Annotated in this window: 16 protein-coding genes and 1 pseudogene; 10 read left to right on the top strand and 7 right to left on the bottom strand. The window is 57.9% G+C overall.

Annotation, left to right across the window (positions count from 1 at the left end):
* Positions 1 to 161 precede the first annotated feature (161 nt).
* The 4 genes from rlmN (at position 162) to K7A42_RS10765 (ending at position 4,176) form a co-directional block, all read left to right on the top strand.
* Positions 162 to 1,334, top strand: coding sequence for a 23S rRNA (adenine(2503)-C(2))-methyltransferase RlmN (gene rlmN, locus K7A42_RS10750; protein ID WP_077987047.1), 1,173 nt, complete (start codon positions 162 to 164; stop codon positions 1,332 to 1,334).
* A 108-nt stretch (positions 1,335 to 1,442) separates the two neighbouring features.
* Positions 1,443 to 2,396, top strand: a complete 954-nt coding sequence (locus K7A42_RS10755) for an ABC transporter substrate-binding protein (RefSeq protein ID WP_072495149.1) — start codon at positions 1,443 to 1,445, stop codon at positions 2,394 to 2,396.
* Positions 2,397 to 2,503: 107 nt separating this feature from the next.
* Positions 2,504 to 3,385 (top strand): ABC transporter permease, encoded by an 882-nt coding sequence (locus tag K7A42_RS10760; protein WP_282455143.1) that lies wholly within the window; start codon positions 2,504 to 2,506, stop codon positions 3,383 to 3,385.
* Positions 3,382 to 4,176, top strand: a complete 795-nt coding sequence (locus K7A42_RS10765; RefSeq protein WP_022556955.1) for an ABC transporter ATP-binding protein — start codon at positions 3,382 to 3,384, stop codon at positions 4,174 to 4,176. The genes K7A42_RS10760 and K7A42_RS10765 overlap by 4 nt, the downstream gene beginning before the upstream one ends.
* Positions 4,177 to 4,214: 38 nt before the next feature.
* Here the strand turns inward: K7A42_RS10765 and K7A42_RS10770 are convergent, their stop codons facing one another.
* Both K7A42_RS10770 and K7A42_RS10775 read right to left on the bottom strand, forming a co-directional pair.
* Positions 4,215 to 4,862, bottom strand: a complete 648-nt coding sequence (locus K7A42_RS10770; RefSeq protein WP_037090197.1) for a LysE family translocator — start codon at positions 4,860 to 4,862, stop codon at positions 4,215 to 4,217.
* A 143-nt stretch (positions 4,863 to 5,005) separates the two neighbouring features.
* The gene (locus K7A42_RS10775; protein ID WP_282455144.1) at positions 5,006 to 5,860 is read right to left on the bottom strand and encodes an SDR family NAD(P)-dependent oxidoreductase; all 855 of its coding nucleotides are present in this window, start codon (positions 5,858 to 5,860) and stop codon (positions 5,006 to 5,008) included.
* A 313-nt stretch (positions 5,861 to 6,173) separates the two neighbouring features.
* Between K7A42_RS10775 and K7A42_RS10780 the strand changes: the two genes are divergently transcribed.
* A complete protein-coding gene (locus K7A42_RS10780) occupies positions 6,174 to 7,397 on the top strand; it encodes an argininosuccinate synthase (protein ID WP_004443869.1) in 1,224 nt (407 codons plus the stop codon).
* 54 nt (positions 7,398 to 7,451) lie between these two features.
* Here K7A42_RS10780 and K7A42_RS10785 read toward each other — a convergent pair whose 3' ends face one another.
* The 3 genes from K7A42_RS10785 to K7A42_RS10795 all read right to left on the bottom strand — a co-directional run bounded on the left by K7A42_RS10785 (position 7,452) and on the right by K7A42_RS10795 (position 9,603).
* A complete protein-coding gene (locus K7A42_RS10785) occupies positions 7,452 to 8,648 on the bottom strand; it encodes a multidrug effflux MFS transporter (protein ID WP_004443867.1) in 1,197 nt (398 codons plus the stop codon).
* A gap of 5 nt (positions 8,649 to 8,653) precedes the next feature.
* Positions 8,654 to 9,112: a MarR family winged helix-turn-helix transcriptional regulator gene (locus K7A42_RS10790; protein WP_006698248.1), complete on the bottom strand. Its 459-nt coding sequence runs from the start codon at positions 9,110 to 9,112 to the stop codon at positions 8,654 to 8,656.
* Between the two features lie 134 nt (positions 9,113 to 9,246).
* Entirely contained in the window at positions 9,247 to 9,603 is a 357-nt protein-coding gene (locus tag K7A42_RS10795; RefSeq protein WP_234704069.1) for a hypothetical protein, read from the bottom strand.
* A gap of 240 nt (positions 9,604 to 9,843) precedes the next feature.
* Between K7A42_RS10795 and K7A42_RS10800 the strand changes: the two genes are divergently transcribed.
* The 4 genes from K7A42_RS10800 to ppa all read left to right on the top strand — a co-directional run bounded on the left by K7A42_RS10800 (position 9,844) and on the right by ppa (position 15,284).
* A complete protein-coding gene (locus K7A42_RS10800; RefSeq protein ID WP_282455145.1) occupies positions 9,844 to 11,904 on the top strand; it encodes a M3 family metallopeptidase in 2,061 nt (686 codons plus the stop codon).
* Between the two features lie 149 nt (positions 11,905 to 12,053).
* Positions 12,054 to 13,877, top strand: a complete 1,824-nt coding sequence (gene typA, locus K7A42_RS10805) for a translational GTPase TypA (protein WP_004443860.1) — start codon at positions 12,054 to 12,056, stop codon at positions 13,875 to 13,877.
* 209 nt (positions 13,878 to 14,086) lie between these two features.
* On the top strand, positions 14,087 to 14,593 hold the full coding sequence (locus tag K7A42_RS10810; RefSeq protein WP_006698245.1) for a GNAT family N-acetyltransferase: 507 nt from the start codon (positions 14,087 to 14,089) through the stop codon (positions 14,591 to 14,593).
* A 157-nt stretch (positions 14,594 to 14,750) separates the two neighbouring features.
* Positions 14,751 to 15,284 carry an inorganic diphosphatase gene (gene ppa, locus K7A42_RS10815; RefSeq protein ID WP_004443856.1) on the top strand — a complete coding sequence of 178 codons (534 nt, stop codon included), beginning with the start codon at positions 14,751 to 14,753 and terminating at the stop codon, positions 15,282 to 15,284.
* A 6-nt stretch (positions 15,285 to 15,290) separates the two neighbouring features.
* Here the strand turns inward: ppa and K7A42_RS10820 are convergent.
* Both K7A42_RS10820 and K7A42_RS10825 read right to left on the bottom strand, forming a co-directional pair.
* Positions 15,291 to 15,595, bottom strand: a pseudogene (locus tag K7A42_RS10820) (DUF167 domain-containing protein).
* Positions 15,592 to 15,882 carry a YggT family protein gene (locus K7A42_RS10825; protein ID WP_004443850.1) on the bottom strand — a complete coding sequence of 97 codons (291 nt, stop codon included), beginning with the start codon at positions 15,880 to 15,882 and terminating at the stop codon, positions 15,592 to 15,594. The pseudogene K7A42_RS10820 and the gene K7A42_RS10825 overlap by 4 nt, the downstream one beginning before the upstream one ends.
* Before the next feature lie 244 nt (positions 15,883 to 16,126).
* Between K7A42_RS10825 and K7A42_RS10830 the strand changes: the two genes are divergently transcribed.
* On the top strand, positions 16,127 to 17,359 hold the full coding sequence (locus tag K7A42_RS10830) for an MFS transporter (RefSeq protein WP_004443847.1): 1,233 nt from the start codon (positions 16,127 to 16,129) through the stop codon (positions 17,357 to 17,359).
* Positions 17,360 to 17,435: the final 76 nt, after the last annotated feature.

The raw sequence follows: 17,435 nt of genomic DNA on the forward strand, positions 1-17,435 counted from the left end.
AAAAGTGCTCCGCCTTTGATTTTCTCGACATGCAGACGATTTTCCGCCTTCCCGACAGGCCGGTCGTGCGACGCATGGAACGATGGGATAACGTGATGTCCGTAATGCAAGCTCCTGCCGGTCTGGCAGTCAAAACCCCGCTGATCGCCAATAGCGATCTCATGTCCGGCAAGCCGTCGCTGATCGGCATGACCCGTGAGGAGATGGGTGAGGCGCTCGCGGAAATCGGTGTGCCGCAAAAGCAGGTGAAGATGCGCGTCAGCCAGTTGTGGAACTGGCTTTATGTGCGCGGCGTCTCCGATTTCGACAATATGACCAATGTCGCCAAGGAGCTGCGCGAGAAGCTGAAGGCGGCCTTCACCATCGCTCGACCTGAAATCGTCGAGGAGCAGATCTCCAATGACGGCACCCGCAAATGGCTGATGCGTTTTCCGCCGCGGGGCGCTGGTCGTCCCGTCGAGATCGAAACGGTTTATATTCCGGAAGAAGGGCGCGGCACGCTGTGCATTTCGAGCCAGGTGGGCTGTTCGCTCACCTGTTCTTTCTGTCACACCGGCACGCAGCGTCTGGTGCGCAACCTGACGGCCGAGGAAATCCTCTCGCAGCTGTTGCTGGCGCGTGATCGGCTCGGTGATTTCCCCGATGGTTCGACGCCGGTTGGCGCTTATGTGCCGAGCGAAGGCCGCAAGGTCTCCAACATCGTGATGATGGGCATGGGCGAGCCGCTCTACAATTTCGAGCATGTAAAGACCGCGCTTCTGATCGCCACCGACGGCGATGGCCTGTCGCTTTCCAAGCGCCGCGTCACACTCTCCACCTCGGGTGTGGTGCCGGAAATCTTCCGCACCGGCGATGAGATCGGCGTCATGCTGGCGATTTCGCTGCATGCGGTGCGCGATGAGTTGCGCGACATGCTGGTGCCCATCAACAAGAAATATCCTCTGAAGGAACTGATCGAAGCCTGCCGCAGATATCCGGGCCTCTCCAACGCCCGGCGCATCACCTTCGAATATGTGATGCTCAAGGACGTCAATGACAGCTTGGAAGACGCCAAGATGCTGGTGCAGCTTCTGAAGGGGGTTCCAGCCAAGATCAACCTCATTCCGTTCAACCCGTGGCCGGGCACGAATTACCAGTGCTCGGACTGGGCGCAGATCGAGAAGTTCGCCGATTTCATCAATCAGGCAGGTTATGCCTCGCCGATCCGCACGCCGCGCGGCCGCGATATCCTAGCGGCCTGTGGCCAGCTGAAGTCGGAATCCGAGCGCATGCGCAAGACCGAAAGGCTGGCTTTCGAGGCGATGATGATCGCCAACCACGGCGCAGACGACTGAATAAGCCGGTTTTGCCTCATAAAGCTGGGTTTCCAGCGGTTCTCCGATTGATTTCGGCCTGTCTTGTTCCTAAGAAGACGAAAACAGGGAACCAACAGGAGGATATCCATGCGCGCATTCATTCTGGCTCTCGCCGCTGCGAGCGCCATCGTTCTGCCGGCGAAGGCTGAAACCGTCACCGTTGCCGTGACCGCCATCGTCGAACATCCGGCACTCGATGCCGCCCGCGATGGCGTGAAGGCTGCCCTTGCCGAAGCGGGCTACAAGGAAGGTGAGAACCTCAAGTTCCTTTACGAATCCGCGCAGGGCAATCCCGGCACCGCAGCACAGATCGCGCGCCAGTTCGTTGGCGAGGCACCTGCTGTCATCGTGCCGATTTCCACGCCGTCCGCCCAGGCCGTTGTTGCCGCCACGCGCGACATTCCGGTTGTCTTCACGGCGGTTTCCGATCCGGTCGGCGCACAGCTCGTCAAGGATATGCAGAAGCCGGGCCGTAACGTCACCGGCCTTTCCGACATGTTGCCGGTGGGCGAACATCTGGCGCTCATCAAGGAAATCTCGCCGAACGCCAAGTCCATCGGCTTCATCTACAATTCGGCCGAGGCAAACTCCGTTTCGACACTCGCCCTCTTGAAGACCGAGGCCGAGAAGGCGGGTCTCAAGGTTGTTGAATCCGTCGCCACCAAGTCGGCTGAGGTGCAGGGTGCGACCCGTGCGCTGGTCGGCAAGGCCGACGTGATCTACGTTCCGACTGACAACACCATCGTTTCGGCTTTCGAGGCTGCTGCCGGTGTTGCGTCTGAAGCCAAGATCCCGCTTTATGCCGCCGATACGGATTCCGTTGCTCGCGGTGCGGTTGCTGCCCTCGGCTTCAACTATTTCGACGTTGGCAAGCAGACCGGTGCCGTCGTTGTCCGCATCCTCAAGGGTGAAAAGCCGGGCGATATTCCGGCAACCGTTGCTGTTGGCACCGATCTCGTGATCAACAAGAAGGCCGCTGAAAAAGCAGGCGTCACCTTCCCCGAAAGCATTACGAAGCGCGCTACCAAGGTCATCGACTGAACCGAAACCTGACTGAATAACGGGCGGCGGCAAACTCGCCGCCCGTTTTACGTGGCACGAGACGGTGCCCGTATCCGCCCGATGGCGGCAATAACAAGGACATTACCGTGAGCCAAATCGCCTTCTGGGGTGCCGTGGAGCTGGGACTGGTCTTCGCTTTCGTGGCGATCGGCGTTTACCTCGCTTTCCGGGTGCTTGATTTTCCTGACCTGACCGTGGACGGTTCGTTTCCGCTTGGCGCTGCCGTGGCAGCCGTGCTGATCATCGCCGGTCTGAATGCCTGGGTCGCGACGGCGATTGCGATGGTGGCCGGTGCGGCTGCCGGCATCGTGACCGCCACACTCAATGTGCGTTTCAAGATTCTGAACCTGCTTGCCTCGATCCTGACGATGATCGCACTGTTTTCGGTCAACCTGCGCGTGATGGGAAAGCCGAATGTCGCGCTGCTCAATCAGGACACGATGATATCGCCGTTTTACGGCCTCGGCCTTTCTGAATATCTGGTGCGGCCGCTCTTCGTCGGCGCTTTGGTGCTGATTGCGGTCATTCTCGTCTGGCGTTTCCTTGAAAGCGATGCGGGTCTTGCCATGCGCGCGACGGGTGCCAATGCCCGGATGGCGCGGGCGCAGGGCGTGAAGACCGGTAGCCAGATCTATCTTGGCATGGCGCTTTCAAATGCGCTTGTGGCTCTTGGTGGTGCGCTGTTTGCCCAGACCAATGGTTTTGCGGATGTGACTTCCGGTGTCGGCACCATTGTTGTCGGGCTTGCGGCCGTCATCATCGGTGAAACCCTGTTTGGCGCGCACGGCATCCTGATCGCGCTGATCGGCTGTGTCTTCGGCTCCATCGCCTATCGTCTCGCCATCCAGCTTGCTCTGTCGAGTGATGTGTTGGGTCTCAAGGCGTCCGATCTCAATTTTGTAACGGCGGTACTGGTGGCCATCGCATTGATCCTGCCCCAACTGCGCCGCGGGGGAGCAACATCGTGATTTCGCTTTCCGACATCCAGGTCGTCTTCGGGCGCGGCACGCCGCTGCAGAAGCAGGCGCTATCCAAGATAGACCTCACCATTGAGGATGGTTCGTTCGTCACGGTCATCGGTTCCAATGGTGCGGGCAAATCCACACTTCTCGGTGTTCTGGCCGGCGATGTGCTGCCCACGGCAGGCAGGGTGATGATCGGTGGCGCCGATGTTACCCGCAAGCCGACCGCCAGCCGGGCGGGGCGGGTGGCACGCGTGTTTCAGGACCCGCTGGCGGGCAGCTGCGGCGCGCTTACCATCGAGGAAAACCTCGCGCTGGCGGCATCACGTGGTGAACGTCGCGGTCTTCTGCCTGCGCTCGGACGTGGCCGGCGGGATTTTTTCAAGGAGCGTATCGCTTCGCTCAATCTCGGTCTGGAAAATCGTCTGAAGGACCGCATGGACCTTCTGTCGGGCGGCCAGAGGCAGGCGGTCTCTCTCGTCATGGCGACACTGTCAGGCTCGGACGTGCTTCTATTGGACGAACATACGGCAGCGCTCGATCCCGGCATGGCGGAATTCGTGATGGAATTGACCCGCAAGGTGGTATCGGAGCGCAAGCTGACGACGCTGATGGTCACCCATTCCATGCGTCAGGCGCTGGACTATGGCACGCGCACGATCATGCTGCATGCCGGTGAGATCGTGCTCGACGTTTCCGGCGACAGCCGCAAGGATCTTGAGGTGGAGGATCTGATCGACATGTTCCGCAAGATACGCGGCCAGAAGCTCGATGACGATGAGTTGCTGATCGGTTGATTGTAAAAAGGCGCCGTAAGGCGCCTTTTTGTTTGCCGTCAGCGCGCCTGTGTGAAGAAAATCTTGACGGCGAAAAGCGAAAAGACGCCGGCGATCGTATAATCCAGTCCGCGCAGAATTTTCCGGTTGCGTTGCAGCCAGGCGGAGAGAACATCTGCGGCGATCACGATGCCGATGCCGATCGGCAGTGCGACGATGATTGACCAGATGCCGAGGAAAATCAGCTTGCCGGTCACATGCGGATCGGATGCGCTGACGAATTGCGGCAGGAAGGTCATGAAGAAGATGATGATCTTCGGATTCAGCAGGTTGACCCAGATGCCGTTCAGCAGGGCGGATTTGAGGGAGGCCTGCGCTTTTTCGCCGGTGCCTCTGACCATCACGAAATCCGAGCCCTTGCGGATCGCCTGAATGGCGAGCCAGACAAGATAAGCGGCTCCGCCGGTCTTCAGGATCATGAAAGCCGTCGGCGAGGCGACGATGAGGGCGGCGACACCGAAGGCGACCAGCATCGTGTGCACGGTGATGCCGATATTGGTTCCTACCAGGGTCATGAAGCCCGCCGCCCGGCCTTCGCGCAGGGAGCGGCTGATCCAGAGCGTCATGTCCGGACCCGGCGTTACCGCCAGGAGAAGGATGGCGATGGTGAAGGCGATCAGTGTTGGCAGGCTTGGAACGAAATCCATCGCGGCACCCGTAAAGCTGGAGACGGCCGTTGTTTAACGTGATTGCGGATTTCTGCCAATGTTTTTGAGTGGCGGCCCTAGCGCAGCGGTGGATTAAGCAGGGCGGGGCACCGCAATTTTCAGATCGCGGCGGCCCCTAGGCGTCAGTTCTTGAGGAAGCTGGTGAAGGCGGCGGAATATTCCGTGTGCCAGCGCGAGAGCGGCGGGCGGTTCTGGACGATATCATAGGCCGCCCAGAGAATGCGTTTCTCGTCCGTCGGGCGGTCAACCTCGCCATCCGGGCAGAGAATGTAGAAATCGCCCCGGCCGATGCTTTCGAGCATGAACTCGATGGTCTGTTCGCCGGTCCAGGCGCCTTCCGGTTTTTCCGTTCTGCCTTGGGCTGTAAGGCCTGTGAAGACGAAGCCGGGGATGAGGAGATGAGCGGAAACTCTACCATTTGGAACATTGCGCAACTCGTGTTGAAGCGCTTCCGTGAAGGTTTTGACGCCTGATTTCGAGACATTGTAGGCGGGATCGCCGGGAGGCGTGGTGATGCCCTGTTTCGAGCCGGTGTTGATGATGAGTGCCGGCTCACCATGGGCGATCATGCCCTGACCGAAGACACGGCTGCCATTCACAACGCCCATCAGATTGACGCTGATAATCTTTTCCCAGTTGGCCTGGGGACCGAAAATGGCGCTGCCAGGCTGGATGCCGGCATTGTTCATGAGGACGTGAACGCGCCCGAAACGCTGAATTACGGCGCGTTCCAGCGCCTCCAGCTCATCGAGTTTCGAGACGTCGGTCGGGATCGCAACGATTTGCGCCTCGCCGTCCCGGGCAAGTGCCAGAACGTCCGCATGCGCGGCGGCAAGTTTCTCGCCATCGAGATCGACGAGCACGACACTCATGCCGAAACCGGCGAATTTGCGGGCGGCGGCGAGTCCGATGCCAGAGGCCGCACCTGTTATGACGGCGACATTATCTTCCTTGAATGCGGGGTGGATGGTCGTCATAGGTTTCTCCTTCGCGTCGTTTCTGCTGTTTCCAGCGGTTTGCAACGTTGCCTGAACCTGAGTGGCTTCATTCACGGTTTTCAAGTCGATCGCGCCGCTTCATCATAAAGCGCGAATTTTCTAAATGCATGTGACAAAGGCTTCGTTCCCCTCGGTGTAGCTGTCGTCACGTGCGTCACGCGTGTCCATCAATTGTTTTGTCGCTTATCTCACGGAAAAGCGCTTCACACATTTCGGGTTGCACTGTAAAAGTGCCGAAATCCCAAGGAAATGGCGGTGTCCCGATGCCGTCATCATGCAGATGGACATCACTATGGCACTCCCGAAAGACGTTAAGAAAGTCGTTCTCGCCTATTCCGGCGGCCTCGACACCTCGATCATTCTGAAATGGCTTCAGACGGAACTCGGCGCTGAGGTCGTTACCTTCACCGCCGATCTCGGCCAGGGCGAAGAGCTTGAGCCGGCACGCAAGAAGGCCGAGATGCTGGGCATCAAGGAAATTTTCATCGAGGACGTCCGTGAAGAGTTCGTGCGCGATTTCGTGTTTCCGATGTTCCGCGCCAACGCCGTCTACGAAGGCGTCTATCTGCTCGGCACCTCCATTGCCCGGCCGCTGATTTCCAAGCACCTGATCGAAATCGCCAGGAAGACCGGCGCCGACGCCATCGCCCATGGTGCGACCGGCAAAGGCAACGACCAGGTCCGTTTCGAGCTTTCGGCCTATGCACTGAACCCTGACATCAAGATCATCGCCCCGTGGCGCGACTGGACGTTCAAGAGCCGTACTGACCTCCTGAACTTTGCCGAACAGCACCAGATTCCGGTTGCCAAGGACAAGAAGGGCGAAGCGCCATTCTCCGTGGACGCCAACCTGCTGCACTCCTCTTCCGAGGGCAAGGTTCTGGAAGACCCGGCGGTGGAAGCTCCTGAATATGTGCATATGCGCACGATCTCCCCGGAAGCCGCTCCCGACAAGGCAACCGTCATCAAGGTTGGTTTCCGAAAGGGTGATGCCTGCTCGATCAATGGTGTCGAGATGTCGCCTGCGACGCTTCTTGCCACGCTCAACAATTATGGCCGTGAAAACGGCATCGGACGTCTCGATCTGGTCGAGAATCGCTTCGTCGGCATGAAGTCGCGCGGCGTTTACGAAACGCCCGGCGGTACCATCCTTCTTGCCGCGCATCGCGCCATCGAGTCCATCACGCTCGACCGGGGTGCTGCGCATCTGAAGGACGAGCTGATGCCGCGCTACGCCGAGTTGATCTATTACGGCTTCTGGTTCTCGCCGGAGCGCGAAATGCTGCAGGCCCTGATCGACAAGAGCCAGGAGCATGTGGAAGGCGAAGTCACGCTGAAGCTCTATAAGGGCAACGTCATGGTAACCGGCCGCGAGAGTGCCAAGTCGCTCTACTCCGACGCGCTGGTGACCTTTGAGGACGACCACGGCGCTTATGACCAGAAGGATGCGGCAGGCTTCATCAAGCTCAATGCGCTGCGTCTTCGCACTTTGGCAAAGCGCAATCTCAGCAAGTAATTCTGTTCTTGAAAAAATAACGAAACCCGCTGGTGGTGACACCGGCGGGTTTTTTCATGTCGCTCTTCTGGAGACGATGCGGAAGCCGATGTAGCTGGCAACGGCTGTGAATTCCATCATGGGAATGATGACGCCGAAGCCGGTCAAAGGTGAACCGATGAGGGAGGCTGCAGCACCGCCGGCGAAGCCCGATCCCATCTGGATAAATCCCATCATGGCCGATGCCGAACCGGCGATATGCGGGAAGGGAGCAAGCGCTGCTGTCACCATCGAAGGGGTCAGCAGGGCGATGCCGACAGTCGCGACTGCAACGGGCCCCATGATCGAAAGGAACGATGGCGGCATCAGGAAAACTGACAATAAAATAAGGAGGCCGCCGGTTCCGGAAAAACAGAGGCCGATCACGACCGAGCGCCGGTCTCCCAGTCGGGGGGCGATGTAACGCAGGGCAATCGAGCCGAAGAAGTAGGCGCCTGTCTGCATCAGCATGCCGATGCCGAAGGCGGTGGGTGTCATGCCGACCTCGTTGATAAGGATGAAAGTCAGCATTGTGGCCTGCGCATAAAGCGCGCCGATGGAACCACCAAGCACCAATGCAGCCAGAAGGAAACGTGGCGCGCTGAGCAGCGTGCCATAGGCCGACAGGAGCCGCCTGGGCCGGATCAGACTCCTGTCCGGAACCGTTGTTTCCCGCAAAAAAATCACGACGGATAAAATGGCGATGGCTCCGAGGCCGACCATCAGAAAAAACACGGATTTCCAGCCGAAAGCCGCGAGTGAAAGTCCACCGATCGTCGGTCCGAGGGCAGGACCGACCGCCAGCATGATACCAATGAGATTCATGATGCTGGAGGCTTCGGCGCCGGTAAACTGGTCGCGCACCACGGCACGCGCCACCGTCATACCGACCGAAGCACCGATGCCCTGAACCAGCCGGGCGAAAAGCAGCACTTCGATCGTCGGCGCGGAAATGGCCACCAGGCCGCCGCCCAGAAAGATCAGGAGGAAGACGATGCTTGCCTTTCGCCGACCGAAGGCATCCGATGCCGGCCCGGCGAGCAGTTGCGCCAGCGCGAACCCGGCAAAATAGAGGGACAGGCTGAGCTTGACGGCGGACTGGTCAGTGGCAAAAACCCGCGTCAGTTCCGGCATGGCGGGTGTGTAAATCGCCATGGATATGGGCGCAAGCGCCGTCAAAAACGCACCAAGCATCGCCGTGCGTTTCGTGGACATGATCGGTTTTGGCGACATGGTGATCAGCCGTTCTGCCCCGGTTGTTCCGGCTGCAGATTGTCACGAAGGGTTTGCAGAAAGTGGCGGAACAGCGCCACCTCCTCGTCATTCAGGCCCTGGGTAGCGTGGCGGACGAGTTCATCTATTTCCTGCCGGACGGCTTCCAGCATGTCGGCTGAGGATTTGGTCAGCACAATACGCTTGGAGCGTCTGTCCTGCGGGTCCTGCTGCCGCTCGATGAGATCGAGGGACTGCAACTTATCAAGATAGGCGCAGATCGTCATGGGTTCTATTCCGAGGCGAGCGGCGATGTCCGACTGTTTGCTGCCGTCAACGACAGCGACCGTCAGCAATGCGCGCGCCTCGCCGGGGGTCAGGCCCAGTCCGGCCTCGGATATACGGCGCTCAAAAGCACTGTTCAGCAGGCGTGCACCGCTGTTCAGCAGAAATGCCAATGAATCTTTTTCGCGTTTCGTACCCATGCTTCGCCTTTTCGTAAGTCAGCCTTACTAAAATCCGGGCGATAATCAATGGTACACAAATCATATTACCGAAAATCGAGTAAACTATATGTCACTTCCATTGCGGTGTGCCCCGCAACGCGGTTCAGGGGCCGTCACGCCAAAGCAAAAAAAGACAGAACGTCCTGCATTTTTTCAACCTCGTCTGCGGTGCCGATGGAACGGGCAATTTCAGCTCGGTCGGAAAAATAGGTCAGGAAGTCGAATTCCGTGTCCTCGGTCACATCAGCTATGTCGATGACCTCACCGCTGGCACTAAGGGTTTGTGCCGGAAGTTCGGACGAAAGTTCAAAAAGTGTGTCCTGGCTGATTTTTCCCGCATGGTAATAATCTCGGGCGATTTCGCGCAGGTCGCGCGGGCTGATGCGGGTAAAATCTATCCCTCTTACCGTCTCTTCAAAGCCTGAGGCTGCATCGGATTTTCCGGCCTTGCCGAAATCGGCAATGCCCACGGATCTTGCGTTTCTGGAATTGTCCCTGAAAAGGAAATTATTAGAGGCCCTTAAAGAATAAATCTCGATAATACATATCTCCGTCATGGGATATTATTTAAAGAAGCAGACCATGATGTCGTCATATCGGTCAATACTTGGAAATGAAGGCGAGTGCGTATTCCACACCAAATTCCGATATTGAATTGGCGGCGGCGGCGTGCCCATATGGCTAAACCGGAATTGTACGAGGAACATGAAATGCCATCTGAGACCGCGCTTTATCCCGCACTCGTTCACTGGAACGGTCACAATGGTCTGCCAAAATTCGATTCAGTCAGGGATGAGGATTTCGCTCCGGCCTTTGACGCCGCACTTGGTTCCCATGAGCAGGAGATCGATGCGATCGCAGCCAATGTCGAGGCGCCGACATTTGTAAACACTGTAACTGCGCTTGAGGTCGCGGGTGACGATCTTTCACGCATTTCGGCGCTGTTCTGGAACAGGGCAGGAGCGAACACCAATGGCGTGATCCAGGCGCTGGAGCGGGAGATTGCTCCGAAAATGTCGCGGCACTATTCTAAGATCGGCATGAACGAGGCTCTGTTCAAGCGCATCGATACCTTGTGGGAAAAACGCGAGACACTTGGGCTGACGGGTGAGGAAAACCGTGTTCTCGAACGGCACTGGAAGGGTTTCGTGCGCTCCGGCGCGAAATTGCCGAAAGACCGGCAGGAGCGGCTGGCGGCGATCAATGAGGAGCTGGCCGGCCTCGGTGCAAAGTTCGGGCAGAATGTACTGGCGGATGAAAAGAACTGGAAGCTCTTGCTTTCCACGGAAGAGGAACTTGCCGGCATTCCCGGTTTTCTGCGCGACGCTATGGCGGGTGCGGCCCGTGAGCATGGCGAGGATGGCATGTTCGCCGTCACCCTTTCCCGTTCCATCATCGAGCCCTTCCTGACATTTTCCGAACGTCGAGACCTGCGTGAACAGGCCTTCAGGGCATGGGTGGCGCGCGGTGAAAACGGCGGCGAGACCGACAATCGAGAGATCGTCCGCCGCACGCTTGAACTGCGCGAGGAGAAGGCGAAGCTTCTCGGTTATGCGAATTTCGCCGCCTATAAGCTTGACGACACGATGGCAAAGACGCCCGATGCTGTGAACGGCCTTCTGGGGCAGGTCTGGGAAAAGGCCGTTCGCCGCGCGGGTGAGGAGGAGGCTGAGCTTGCCGCCATCATCGCCGCGGAGGGCAAAAACCACGACGTTCTGCCATGGGACTGGCGACATTATGCCGAAAAGCTCCGCGCTCAGAAATTCAATTTCTCCGAGGCGGAATTGAAACCTTATCTGCAGCTGGAAAAGATCATTGAAGCCTGCTTCGATGTGGCCGGGCGGCTGTTTGGAATTCGTGCCGTCGAGGTCAAGGGTGTCGCCGCCTATCACCCGGACGTCCGGGTTTTCGATATCCGCGACGACCAGGGCGATCTGAAGGCCATGTTCCTCGGCGATTATTTCGCGCGGCCCTCCAAGCGATCAGGCGCATGGATGAGTTCGTTCCAATCGCAGCACAAGTTGCCGCTGAAAAATGGTACGGTTGGAGAAATCCCGATTATTTATAATGTCTGCAACTTCGCCAAACCGGCCGAAGGTAAGCCCGCGCTTCTTTCGCTTGACGATGCGCGTACACTCTTCCACGAATTCGGCCACGCGCTGCATGGCATGTTGTCCGATGTCACCTACCCCTCGGTGTCGGGAACGGGCGTATCGCGCGATTTCGTCGAATTGCCCTCGCAGCTTTACGAGCACTGGCTGACTGTGCCGGAAATCCTGGAAAAATACGCCCTGCATTATGAAACCGGTGCGGCAATGCCGAAGGCGCTGCTGGACAAGGTTCTGGCCGCACAGACCTTCAATGCCGGCTTCAGCACGGTGGAGTTTACCTCTTCGGCGATTGTCGACATGGCGTTCCACACGCGCGACAGCGTCGACGACCCGATGGCCGTGCAGGGTGAGGTTCTTTCAACGCTCGACATGCCTGAATCCATCGTCATGCGCCATGCGACCCCGCATTTTCAGCACGTTTTCTCCGGCGACGGTTATTCCGCTGGATATTATTCTTACATGTGGTCGGAAGTGCTGGATGCCGATGCCTTTTCCGCCTTCGAGGAAACCGGCAATGCCTTCGATAGCAATATGGCGCGACGGCTGAAGGACAACATCTACTCCGTCGGTGGTTCCGTGGATCCCGAGGAAGCCTATCTCGCCTTCCGCGGCAAGATGCCGAGCCCGGACGCGATGCTTTCGAAGCGCGGTCTCCTATAAGAGACTGTCATATTTCTGAGCTAGAAGCTGAGCGCAGGGGGCTTATGACATGAGCCCCCTTTCGCATTTGCAAAAAAAAGGTTATGAGCGCGCCAAACTAAATTGGCGTTTCTCATCAATATAGCGCCCAACCTCAGAGATTTTGAACAATGGCACTTCGCAACATCGCGATCATCGCGCACGTTGACCATGGAAAAACGACGCTTGTTGACGAGCTTCTGAAGCAATCCGGTTCGTTCCGTGAAAACCAGCGCGTGATGGAACGCGTGATGGATTCCAACGACATCGAAAAAGAGCGCGGCATCACCATTCTCGCCAAGGCGACCTCGATCGAGTGGAAAGATACCCGCATCAACATCGTCGACACCCCCGGCCACGCCGACTTCGGCGGTGAAGTCGAGCGTATCCTGTCGATGGTGGACGGCGCCATCGTTCTCGTTGACGCTGCCGAAGGCCCTATGCCGCAGACGAAGTTCGTGGTTGGCAAGGCGCTGAAGGTCGGCCTTCGCCCGATCGTCGCCATCAACAAGATCGACCGTCCGGATGCCCGCCATGAGGAAGTCGTCAACGAAGTCTTCGACCTTTTCGCGGCTCTGGATGCAACCGACGAGCAGCTCGACTTCCCGATCCTCTACGGCTCGGGCCGTTCCGGCTGGATGAACGTCAATCCGGAAGGCCCGACTGATGAAGGTCTTGCGCCGCTTCTCGATCTCGTCGTCAAGCACGTGCCGGAGCCCAAGGTCGAAGAAGGTCCGTTCCGCATGATCGGCACGATCCTCGAAGCCAACAACTTCCTCGGCCGCATCATCACCGGCCGTATCGCTTCCGGTTCGATCAAGCCGAACCAGGCGGTCAAGGTTCTCGGCCAGGATGGCAAGCTGATTGAAAACGGCCGCATCTCCAAGATTCTTGCTTTCCGTGGCATCGAGCGCACCTCGATCGAAGAAGCCCATGCAGGCGACATCGTCGCCATCGCAGGTCTCTCCAAGGGCACCGTCGCCGACACGTTCTGTGACCCGGCCGTCATGGAGCCGATGCAGGCGCAGCCGATCGATCCGCCAACCGTTACCATGTCCTTCATCGTCAACGATTCGCCGCTCGCCGGCACCGAGGGCGACAAGGTGACGAGCCGCGTCATCCGCGACCGTCTGTTCAAGGAGGCCGAAGGTAACGTTGCGCTGAAGATCGAAGAATCCGCCGACAAGGATTCCTTCTTCGTATCTGGCCGTGGCGAATTGCAGCTGGCGGTTCTGATCGAAAACATGCGCCGCGAAGGTTTTGAGCTTGCCGTTTCGCGTCCGCGCGTTGTCATGCACAAGGATGAGAACGGCCAGCTGATGGAGCCGGTCGAAGAAGTTGTCATCGACGTGGATGAGGAGCATTCCGGCGTCGTCGTGCAGAAGATGTCCGAGCGCAAGGCCGAAATGGTCGAGCTTCGCCCCTCGGGCGGCAACCGCGTCCGTCTGGTGTTCTTCGCGCCGACCCGTGGTCTGATCGGTTACCAGTCGGAACTTCTGACCGACACGCGCGGTACGGCCGTCATGAACCGCCTGTTCCACGACTACCAGCCTTACAAGGGCGAGATCGGCGGTCGCGTCAACGGCGTTCTGCTGTCGAACGAGTCGGGCGAAGCTGTTGCCTATGCTCTGTTCAACCTCGAAGATCGCGGCCCGATGATCATCGATGCCGGTGAGAAGGTTTATGCTGGCATGATCATCGGCATTCACAGCCGTGACAACGACCTCGACGTGAACGTGCTGAAGGGCAAGAAGCTCACCAACATCCGCGCCGCCGGCAAGGATGAAGCGGTGAAGCTCACCCCCCCGATCAAGTTCACGCTGGAGCGCGCGCTTTCCTGGATTCAGGATGACGAACTCGTTGAAGTCACGCCGAAGTCGATCCGTCTTCGCAAGCTCTATCTCGATCCCAATGACCGCAAGCGTTTCGAAAAGGCAAAGCTTGCTGCCAGCTGATCGGTTCGATCCCTGTTTCGAAAACCCGGCCTTGCGCCGGGTTTTTTTATGCATTCTTTTTTATGTGTGCATGAGTCGAAAGGAGCTTTGCCAAAGGTTAAGGATGCGTTAATTTTTTCTGGTCGTCCACATGAATAGGCTGTGGGTAAGCTTGCCGGCGTTAACCTTTATGACTGGTAAGTTTCCGTGGCCGGGGCCAGAATCGCGTTATGAAAACGTTATCCATCGATGTTCGCCGTGCTGAACCGCATGATGCGCGCGCCATATCCGAGGCGCACCGTCTGTCGTGGCAACAGGCCTATGCCGGGCTTATCCCGCATCGGCCGTTGACGCAGATGCTCGAGCGCCGTGGCGAAATCTGGTGGAAAAAGGCAACCAAGGGTTCAGCAACCATGCTGGTGGTTGAAGTGGCGGGCGTTGTTGCCGGCTACGCGACGCTGGGCCTCAGCCGGGCGCGCGGACTGCCGCATGACGGCGAAATTTACGAACTCTATCTCCGTCCGGAATATCAGGGCATCGGCCTCGGATCACTGCTTTTCACGGAAGCGCGACGCTTGCTGACCTCGCTTGGCTGCAACGGTATTGTCGTCTGGTGCCTTGAGGACAGCGATGTAGCCAATCGCTTTTTCCGCTCGCATGGCGGGCGCGACATTGCCGAAGGCATGGAAGATTTCGGTGGCAAATCACTTCGCAAGGTCGGTTTCGTCTGGAACTAACGGCGCAAATTCCGGGATTGTCGTTTCGCGTCCGGTCGTGACCGCATCGCTGACACCCAATTTATCCATTATGCCTTATATGCCCACAGCCGTGTTGCAATGCGCAGACTTTCCCAGTATCGAAAACCAAATCCAACCCGTCGAATGAGGGAAGCGAATGCGTATCGATGCAATTTCCGTAGGCAAAAATCCGCCGGAAGACGTTAATGTTATCGTTGAAGTGCCGGTCGGTGGACACCCGATCAAGTACGAGATGGACAAGGATGCCGGTGCGCTGATCGTTGATCGCTTCCTCTACACGCCGATGACCTATCCGGGTAACTATGGTTTCGTACCGCACACCCTGTCCGACGATGGCGATCCGATCGACGTTCTCATCTGCAACACCCGCCCGCTGGTACCGGGCTGCGTCATCAATGTTCGTCCCATCGGCGTGATGATCATGGAAGATGATGGCGGCAAGGACGAGAAGATTCTGGCGGTTCCGGTTCCGAAACTGACCCGTCGTTACGACAAGGTCAATAATTACACCGATCTTCCGGAAATCACGCTGAAGCAGATCGAGCACTTCTTCGAGCACTACAAGGATCTGGAGCCCGGCAAGTGGGTGAAGATGGGCGGCTGGCAGGATGTTGACGTTGCCAAGAAGCTGATCGTCGAAGCCATCGAGCGCTACAAGGCGCAGGGCTGATCTGGTCTAAAGCTTTTTCAATCGGTCTTCAAAATCCTCCGGGTCGGTGTCGATCCGGAGGGTTTTTTGCGCGCTGTTTCGCCCGAAACGAAGCTGATGGCGGTTTTGGGTACGCCAAGTTTCTTTGCCAGCAAAACAGTCAGGGCCTTGTTCGCCTTACCGCCTTCCGGCACGGCGCTGACCCGGGCCTTTAGCTGCGCGTTTCCGTCCGCATCGAGCTCGACTCCATCAATCGCGTCCCGCCTGCCATTCGGCGTGAGGCGAACGGAGAGCCGGATATGATCACCGTGTTTTTGCCAGCAGCCGTTCACGCGAACATCGGGTACAGCGTGTTCCACATGAAGGATCGGATGAAGAAGATGATCAGGAGCACGATGATCGGCGAAATGTCGATGCCACCGAGATTGGGCAGAACGCGACGGATGGGGCGCAGAACCGGTTCCGTGACATTGAACAGAAAGCTGCCGATGGCGTTCACGAACTGGTTGCGGGAATTGATGACGTTGAAGGCGTAAAGCCATGAAAAAATGGCGCTGCCAATCAGCACCCAGGTATAGAGGTTCAAGGCCAGATCGATGGTCTGAAACAGGGCAAGCATCAATATCTCCGTATCTTGGTTGCAAGACATTTAGACATTCGTCGCTGAACCGGCAAGTGTTGCGCCGAATCGTAATCATCACCGGTTAGATTCACCTGCGGTGATCGTGGTCTAACTCATAACCCGGCGGCAGGATTTCACGCAAAAAACGCTCACACTTTGCGCGATCGCGATGGTGAGGGCTGGCGATTCCTGTCATATCGCTTTATTGCCATCACACATTTTCCTCGCGAGCACACAGCCGATGTCTCTTCCTTCTGCCGAAAACCGTTTCGGTGCATTCCGGCATTCATCCTATCGGCGTTTCTTCAGCGCCCGGTTTTTTTCGGCCTTTGCCATACAGATCGTCAGTGTTTCGGTTGGGTGGCAAATGTATGAAGTGACCGGCAATGCCTTTTATCTCGGCCTGATCGGTCTTTTCCAGTTTCTGCCGTCCCTTCTTTTGATCCTTGTTACGGGAACGGTTGCCGATCGGCACAATCGCCGGCGTATTATGGCCATATGCCTGATGGTTGCGGCGCTCTGTGCCGTCGCTCTTCTGGCGCTGACACTCACGCACAGCTTTTCCCCTTGGCCGGTCTTTGCCATTCTTGTCGTCTTCGGCATAGAGCGCGCTTTCATGGGACCGGCGGTCCAGTCGCTGGCGCCCAATCTCGTGCCGGTAGAGGATTTGCCGAACGCCATCGCCTGGAATTCTTCTTCCTGGCAGATGGCCTCCATTCTCGGTCCCGTTGCCGGCGGCCTGCTTTATGGTCTCGGCGCCTCCGTTGCCTACAGTGTGGCGCTCGTGCTCTTTATCGTCTCCGCAGGACTTGCGGTGGCGATCCGCAAGCCGGAACAACGCGGCCCGGCAAAGGCGATCAGCCTCGAAACCATGCTCGCCGGGTTTAAATTCATCTCGCAGGAAAAGATCGTCCTCGGTGCAATATCGCTCGATCTCTTCGCGGTGTTGCTGGGTGGCGCGGTTGCATTGATGCCGATCTTTGCCAAGGAAGTGCTGACGCTCGGCCCGTGGGGCCTCGGGCTTCTGCGCGCGGCGCCCGGTATCGGCGCCATCACCGTCGCCGTTATTCTGGCATTCAAGCCCATTCGTCACCATGCCGGCCTGCTGATGTTCGCTGGCGTTGGCCTTTTCGGCGTTTCAACCGTGGTCTTCGGACTTTCGCAAACCGCGTGGCTGTCCATCGCCGCGTTGGTAGTCATGGGCGCATCGGACATGGTATCGGTTTATGTGCGAGAAACTTTGATCGCGCTTTGGACACCGGATGAGGTACGCGGGCGTGTGAACGCGGTGAACATGGTCTTCGTCGGCGCATCGAACGAACTGGGTGAGTTTCGTGCCGGCACCATGGCTCATGTTGTGGGTGCCGTTCCAGCCGTTGTCATCGGCGGGGCTGGCACGCTCGCCGTGGCGGTCATCTGGGCGCTCGGCTTTTCCAAGCTGCGCAAGATCGACAATCTTGACGCGCCGCACTGACAGCGATGGGTCTCAGATCGTCTTGGCTTTTCTTCGAAGCGCAAAAACGATCCAACTTTTTGTTTTCACGGATTAT

This window comes from Agrobacterium sp. InxBP2 (assembly GCF_026191755.1).
GTDB lineage: Bacteria > Pseudomonadota > Alphaproteobacteria > Rhizobiales > Rhizobiaceae > Agrobacterium > Agrobacterium pusense.

Coding starts and splice junctions, on each gene's coding strand:
- K7A42_RS10780 (WP_004443869.1), top strand. CDS start 6,174: ATGGCACTCCCGAAAGACGTTAAGAAAGTCGTTCTCGCCTATTCCGGC.
- ppa (WP_004443856.1), top strand. CDS start 14,751: ATGCGTATCGATGCAATTTCCGTAGGCAAAAATCCGCCGGAAGACGTT.
- K7A42_RS10830 (WP_004443847.1), top strand. CDS start 16,127: ATGTCTCTTCCTTCTGCCGAAAACCGTTTCGGTGCATTCCGGCATTCA.
- K7A42_RS10755 (WP_072495149.1), top strand. CDS start 1,443: ATGCGCGCATTCATTCTGGCTCTCGCCGCTGCGAGCGCCATCGTTCTG.
- K7A42_RS10810 (WP_006698245.1), top strand. CDS start 14,087: ATGAAAACGTTATCCATCGATGTTCGCCGTGCTGAACCGCATGATGCG.
- typA (WP_004443860.1), top strand. CDS start 12,054: ATGGCACTTCGCAACATCGCGATCATCGCGCACGTTGACCATGGAAAA.
- K7A42_RS10790 (WP_006698248.1), bottom strand. CDS start 9,112: ATGGGTACGAAACGCGAAAAAGATTCATTGGCATTTCTGCTGAACAGC.
- K7A42_RS10785 (WP_004443867.1), bottom strand. CDS start 8,648: ATGTCGCCAAAACCGATCATGTCCACGAAACGCACGGCGATGCTTGGT.
- K7A42_RS10770 (WP_037090197.1), bottom strand. CDS start 4,862: ATGGATTTCGTTCCAAGCCTGCCAACACTGATCGCCTTCACCATCGCC.
- K7A42_RS10800 (WP_282455145.1), top strand. CDS start 9,844: ATGCCATCTGAGACCGCGCTTTATCCCGCACTCGTTCACTGGAACGGT.
- rlmN (WP_077987047.1), top strand. CDS start 162: ATGTCCGGCAAGCCGTCGCTGATCGGCATGACCCGTGAGGAGATGGGT.
- K7A42_RS10825 (WP_004443850.1), bottom strand. CDS start 15,882: ATGCTTGCCCTGTTTCAGACCATCGATCTGGCCTTGAACCTCTATACC.
- K7A42_RS10775 (WP_282455144.1), bottom strand. CDS start 5,860: ATGACGACCATCCACCCCGCATTCAAGGAAGATAATGTCGCCGTCATA.